Annotated in this window: 6 protein-coding genes; 3 read left to right on the top strand and 3 right to left on the bottom strand. The window is 71.1% G+C overall.

Going from position 1 to position 4,387, the window contains the following annotated elements; translation table 11 throughout:
• On the top strand, positions 1-592 hold a 592-nt coding region (locus E6J59_03220), incomplete at its 5' end, for a sodium/proton-translocating pyrophosphatase (GenBank protein TMB22764.1).
• A gap of 323 nt (positions 593-915) precedes the next feature.
• Positions 916-1,413, top strand: coding sequence for a hypothetical protein (locus E6J59_03215; protein ID TMB22763.1), 498 nt, complete (start codon positions 916-918; stop codon positions 1,411-1,413).
• Positions 1,414-1,454: 41 nt separating this feature from the next.
• Here E6J59_03215 and E6J59_03210 read toward each other — a convergent pair whose 3' ends face one another.
• Genes E6J59_03210 through E6J59_03200 form a run of 3 tightly spaced genes read right to left on the bottom strand, consistent with a single transcriptional unit; the run spans position 1,455 to position 3,536 of the window.
• A complete protein-coding gene (locus E6J59_03210; GenBank protein ID TMB22762.1) occupies positions 1,455-1,772 on the bottom strand; it encodes a hypothetical protein in 318 nt (105 codons plus the stop codon).
• Between the two features lie 27 nt (positions 1,773-1,799).
• Entirely contained in the window at positions 1,800-2,114 is a 315-nt protein-coding gene (locus E6J59_03205) for a DUF433 domain-containing protein (protein TMB22761.1), read from the bottom strand.
• Positions 2,115-2,174: 60 nt separating this feature from the next.
• Positions 2,175-3,536 carry an amino acid permease gene (locus tag E6J59_03200; protein TMB22765.1) on the bottom strand — a complete coding sequence of 454 codons (1,362 nt, stop codon included), beginning with the start codon at positions 3,534-3,536 and terminating at the stop codon, positions 2,175-2,177.
• Between the two features lie 110 nt (positions 3,537-3,646).
• Between E6J59_03200 and E6J59_03195 the strand changes: the two genes are divergently transcribed.
• Positions 3,647-4,288, top strand: coding sequence for a DedA family protein (locus E6J59_03195; protein ID TMB22760.1), 642 nt, complete (start codon positions 3,647-3,649; stop codon positions 4,286-4,288).
• Positions 4,289-4,387 lie beyond the last annotated feature (99 nt).

Genomic DNA, 4,387 nt, shown 5'->3' with positions numbered 1-4,387 from the left:
CTACGGCTTCAAGATCGAGACGGTCGACATCGCGAAGCCGGAGATCTTCGTGGGCGGGCTCCTCGGCGCCATGCTCGTCTTCCTCTTCTCGGCGCTCGCCATCCGGGCGGTGAGCCAGGCGGCGCAGTACGTGATCATGGACGTGCGCGCGCAGTTCAAGGAGAAGCCCGGCATCCTGGCCGGCAGGGAGCGGCCGGACTACGGGCGCTGCGTCGACATCGTGACGCGCGGGGCGCTCCGGCAGATGGTGCTCCCCGGCATCCTCGCCGTCACCATGCCGATCGTGACCGGCGTCGTCTTCAAGGCGGCCTTCGGCGCCGGCGCCGAAGCCGTGGCGGCGCTCCTCATGGTCGGCACCATGGCCGGCATCCTGATGGCGACCATGCTCAACAACGGCGGCGGCGCCTGGGACAACGCCAAGAAGTACATCGAGACCGGACAGTACGGCGGCAAGGGCTCCGACGCGCACAAGGCCGCGGTGGTGGGCGACACGGTCGGGGACCCTTTCAAGGACACGGCGGGCCCGAGCCTGCACGTGCTGATCAAGCTGCTCAGCACGATCACGCTCGTGATGGCGCCGCTGTTTATTTAACGCATCTGGGGGCCCGTCCAGTGCTCGCGCGCTGCGCGCGCTCCGCGCTTCCGATGCCCCCAGACCCCGTCGGCCGGCCCGAGCGCTCTCGCGCTCGGCCTCCCGTCATTCTGGGGCCCCGTGCCGTGCTCGCGTGCTGCGCGCGCTCCGCGCTTCCGATGCCCCCAGAGCCCGTCGGCCGGGCACGAGCACTCTCGCGCTCGGCCTCTCGCCCCGGCGGTGTCACGCACCGCACGACCTTCCACGCCCGGCGAGACGTGAATCTTTCGCCGGCAGCGCAGTGTGATACGAGACGGTCCACTCATCTCTTCGATATCATCACGATGTGGCCCCGCGGGCGGGCACACTGCGCCGAGGGGCACCCGCTCGCCGAGCTCCAGACGAAGAGCCTCGCGTACGCGATGCGGCGCTATGCGGTCGTCGACGGCGCGCTGCATAGCGCCGCCCCCGAGGACGAAGAAGCCGTCGTATCGGAGCAGGGGAAGCCGGTTCTGCGGCGGACACGGGCCCTGGAGCCGGAGCGGCAGACGGCGACGATCATCGCCTACGCGCACTGTCCCAGCTGCCGGCCGGTGCTCTACCTCGCTCGCGCGCACTGGGGCGACGAGGTGCACGAACGTGAGCCGTGGGCCGAATGGCAGCTCGAGTTCGTCGAGGGACGCCTCGTCCGGCTCGTTCCTGTGCGGCTGGATACGCGAGACGACGTCGGCCCAGCGCTCAGAAGGGAGGGTCTCAAAATCCTGGACGACGACGAGCGCCTTGCCTGCCTGCACTTCGCGCGCCGAGCGGCCGAGCGGGGTCGCATGCCGGGGGCTGAGTAGGGCGGCCGCCCCGTGGCCGCGCGAGGCTCGGGACCGTGCCGTTACGGGAATTCCAACTCGACGAGATCGCCGGGACGGAGTGCGTCGATGGCCGTCGTGATTTGTGAGGTATGAGCCCGAATCTTCGGCCAACTGGGCGTAGGCAGCACCAGAATTGCCAACTGGCGTCCCGTCAGGTTCTGCTGATGGCGCAGGCTGCGGTCCGTGGTGATGAACGCATCGAAGGCTGCCTCGGCGGCGTCGAGGAGAGCGCCGTTATCGAGTGCGGCCCAGCCCATTTCATGCGCGGTCGAGACGCTGTGCCCAGCCAGCGCGCGCCGCAAGGGGACGGGAGTGCCCTGATCGAACAGAATCCTCATGCGCAACCGCTGCGCGCACGGCTGCGATCACGCCACTGCCAGGCTACGCTCGGCGTGCCGCAGCACGGCCTCCACCTGCTCGCGCGTCACACCCGGAAACCACTCGAGGAAGTCATCGACGCGCGCGCCGTCCTCGAGGTTCTCGAAGAGGGCCTTCACTGGTACGCGCGTACCTCTGAAGAGCCATTCTCCGCTGACCTTGCCGGGCAAGCGCTCCACCACCGGGCAGTCGTTCCAGTCGAGCACGAACGAACGATACCTCCGTCCTGCGGCTCTCTTCAAGGCGTGGTTCCGCCCTAGGTCTCCCAGGTCCCGGCCGTCGGCCGCCAGCGTGAGCGACATCTCGCGGTTTCGTTCCTAGCACGACCTCCCGGTGCAAGCACGACGCACATTCCTCGCTCCTCATGCGGCCGCGCTTCTCCCCCAGAGCGCGTAGAACGGCACCCCGCTCGCCACCACCGCGACGCTCCCCCACGTGTACGCCGGCTTCGTGACCAGCAGATCGACGACCAGGGCGGCCACCAGCACGAGGTACGCGAGCTGCAGCCACGGGTAGCCCGCCCCCCGCGGGCGTTCGCCGCTCCGCCGCGCGAGCACGAGGAGCCCGCCCACCGTGAGCAGGTAGAAGAGCAGCTCGGCGACGATGACGTAATCGAGCAGGTCGCTGTACCGCCCCGAGAGCGCCAGCACCGACGCCCACGCGCCCTGCAGCCAGAGCGCCGGACCCGGGACGTGCCGGGCGTTCAGGCGCGCCGCCACGGCCAGGAAGCGCCCATCGCGTGCCATCGCCCAGGCAACCCGCGCGCCCGCGAGCACGAGGCCGTTGGCGCAGCCGAAGGTGGACACCATGACCCCGAGCGCCATGATCGTGGCGCCGAGGCTTCCGCCGGCGAGGCGTTCCACGACTGCGCTGCCCACGCGGTCGGCGGCGGCGTGCTGGATGCCGCGCGCGAGCGCGTCGGTGCCGTCGGGCGTGCCCGCGAGCGGCAGCACGTTCAGGTAGGCGATGTTCGTGACCAGATACAAGCTGCAGACGAGCCCCGTGCCCAGTACGAGCGCGCGCGGCACGGTCCGCCGGGCATCGCGCACCTCGCCGGCCGTGAAGGTCACGTTGGCCCACGCGTCGGCGGAGAAGAGGGCGCCCACCATCGCCGCGCCGAGCTGCATCACAGTCCCGAGCGCGCCGAGGTCGGTCGCGAATACGGGCCGCGCCAGGTTCGCGGCGCGCGCCGCGGCCCCGCCGAACACGAGGCCGAGCGCGATCACGGCCAGCAACGTTCCGACCTTGGCGACCGTGAAGACGTTCTGCACCCGCCGGCCCCCCTCGAGGCCGCGCGCATTGAGGGCGGTGAGCAGCAGGATCACGCCCACGGCGACCAGCTGCACCGGGCTCACGGTGAGGACGGCGCCCGTTCCGGCGCCGCTCTCGTAGGTTCCCAGCGCGAGCAGCGGGGTCGGCGCAAGCGCCGGCCAGAGCTGGCCAGCATAGGTCGCGAAGGCGACCCCGACCGCCGCGATGGTCCCCGTCTGGATCACGAGCACCAGCGTCCAGCCGTAGAGGAATCCCCAGAGCGGCCCGTACAGCTCGGTCAGGTAGACGTACTGGCCGCCCGCGCGCGGCATGGCGGCGGCGAAGTGCCCGTAGCTGAGCGCGCCCGTCACGGTGAGCGCCCCGGCGATGGCCCACACCGCGAGCAGCCAGCCGGGTGCGGGCAGACGGCGGGCGATGTCGGCCGAGACGATGAAGATGCCCGAGCCGATCATCGAGCCGGCGACCAGCGCGGTCGCGTCGAGGAGGCCGAGCCGCGCCTCGAGGCCGGTCGGCTCGGCGTTCACCTCGCCTCCGTCCCGCGAAGCTGATAGACGGGCGCGCCATGCTCGGGCGCCTGCTGGCCGCCACCACCGCCTTCATCGTCGCCGTCATCTCGGCCGGGGGCTACCCCGGCATCGTCCTCTTGATGGCGATCGAGAGCGCGTGCATCCCGCTGCCCTCGGAGATCATCATGCCGTTCGCCGGCTACCTCGTGTACCGCGGCGAGCTCGGGCTCCTCGGCGTGGCGGTCGCCGGCGCCGCCGGCTGCGTGGTGGGCTCGCTCGTCGCCTATGCCGTCGGCGCGCGGGGCGGGCGTCCGGCGATCGAGCGCTGGGGGCGCTTCGTCCTGCTCGGCCACCGCGAGCTCGAGCTCGCCGAGCGCTGGTTCGCGCGCTGGGGCCGGCAGACGGTCTTCTGGGCGCGCCTCCTCCCCGTGGTGCGCACCTTCATCGCGCTCCCGGCGGGCATCGCGCAGATGGAGCTCTGGCCCTTCGTGTGGCTCACCTTCGCGGGCTCGCTGCCGTGGTGCTGGGCGCTCGCCTATGCCGGCTTCAAGCTGGCGGAGAACTGGAACGAGGTGCACGAGAAGATGCACGGCTTCGACACGGCGGTGGGGGTGCTCGTCGCCCTCGTGCTGGCGGCGGCGCTCGTGCACCGCCTGCGTGCGCTGCGCACCGACCCGCGCCCGCATCCGCCCTCCTAGCACGAGCGGCTGCACGAGTCATGGCCACGCGAGATGAGCGAGGCCGTTCGTTCGACTTGCGCGTGCAAAGCGGGTATCCGCTGGACCGTGGGGGGCTCT

It is taken from the genome of Deltaproteobacteria bacterium (assembly GCA_005879795.1).
GTDB lineage: Bacteria > Desulfobacterota > Binatia > DP-6 > DP-6 > DP-6.
Note: the sequence above shows the minus strand (reverse complement) of the source record. Positions and strands in the feature narration are given on the sequence as shown.

Coding starts and splice junctions, on each gene's coding strand:
- E6J59_03215 (TMB22763.1), top strand. CDS start 916: ATGTGGCCCCGCGGGCGGGCACACTGCGCCGAGGGGCACCCGCTCGCC.
- E6J59_03210 (TMB22762.1), bottom strand. CDS start 1,772: ATGAGGATTCTGTTCGATCAGGGCACTCCCGTCCCCTTGCGGCGCGCG.
- E6J59_03195 (TMB22760.1), top strand. CDS start 3,647: ATGCTCGGGCGCCTGCTGGCCGCCACCACCGCCTTCATCGTCGCCGTC.
- E6J59_03200 (TMB22765.1), bottom strand. CDS start 3,536: ATGATCGGCTCGGGCATCTTCATCGTCTCGGCCGACATCGCCCGCCGT.
- E6J59_03205 (TMB22761.1), bottom strand. CDS start 2,114: ATGTCGCTCACGCTGGCGGCCGACGGCCGGGACCTGGGAGACCTAGGG.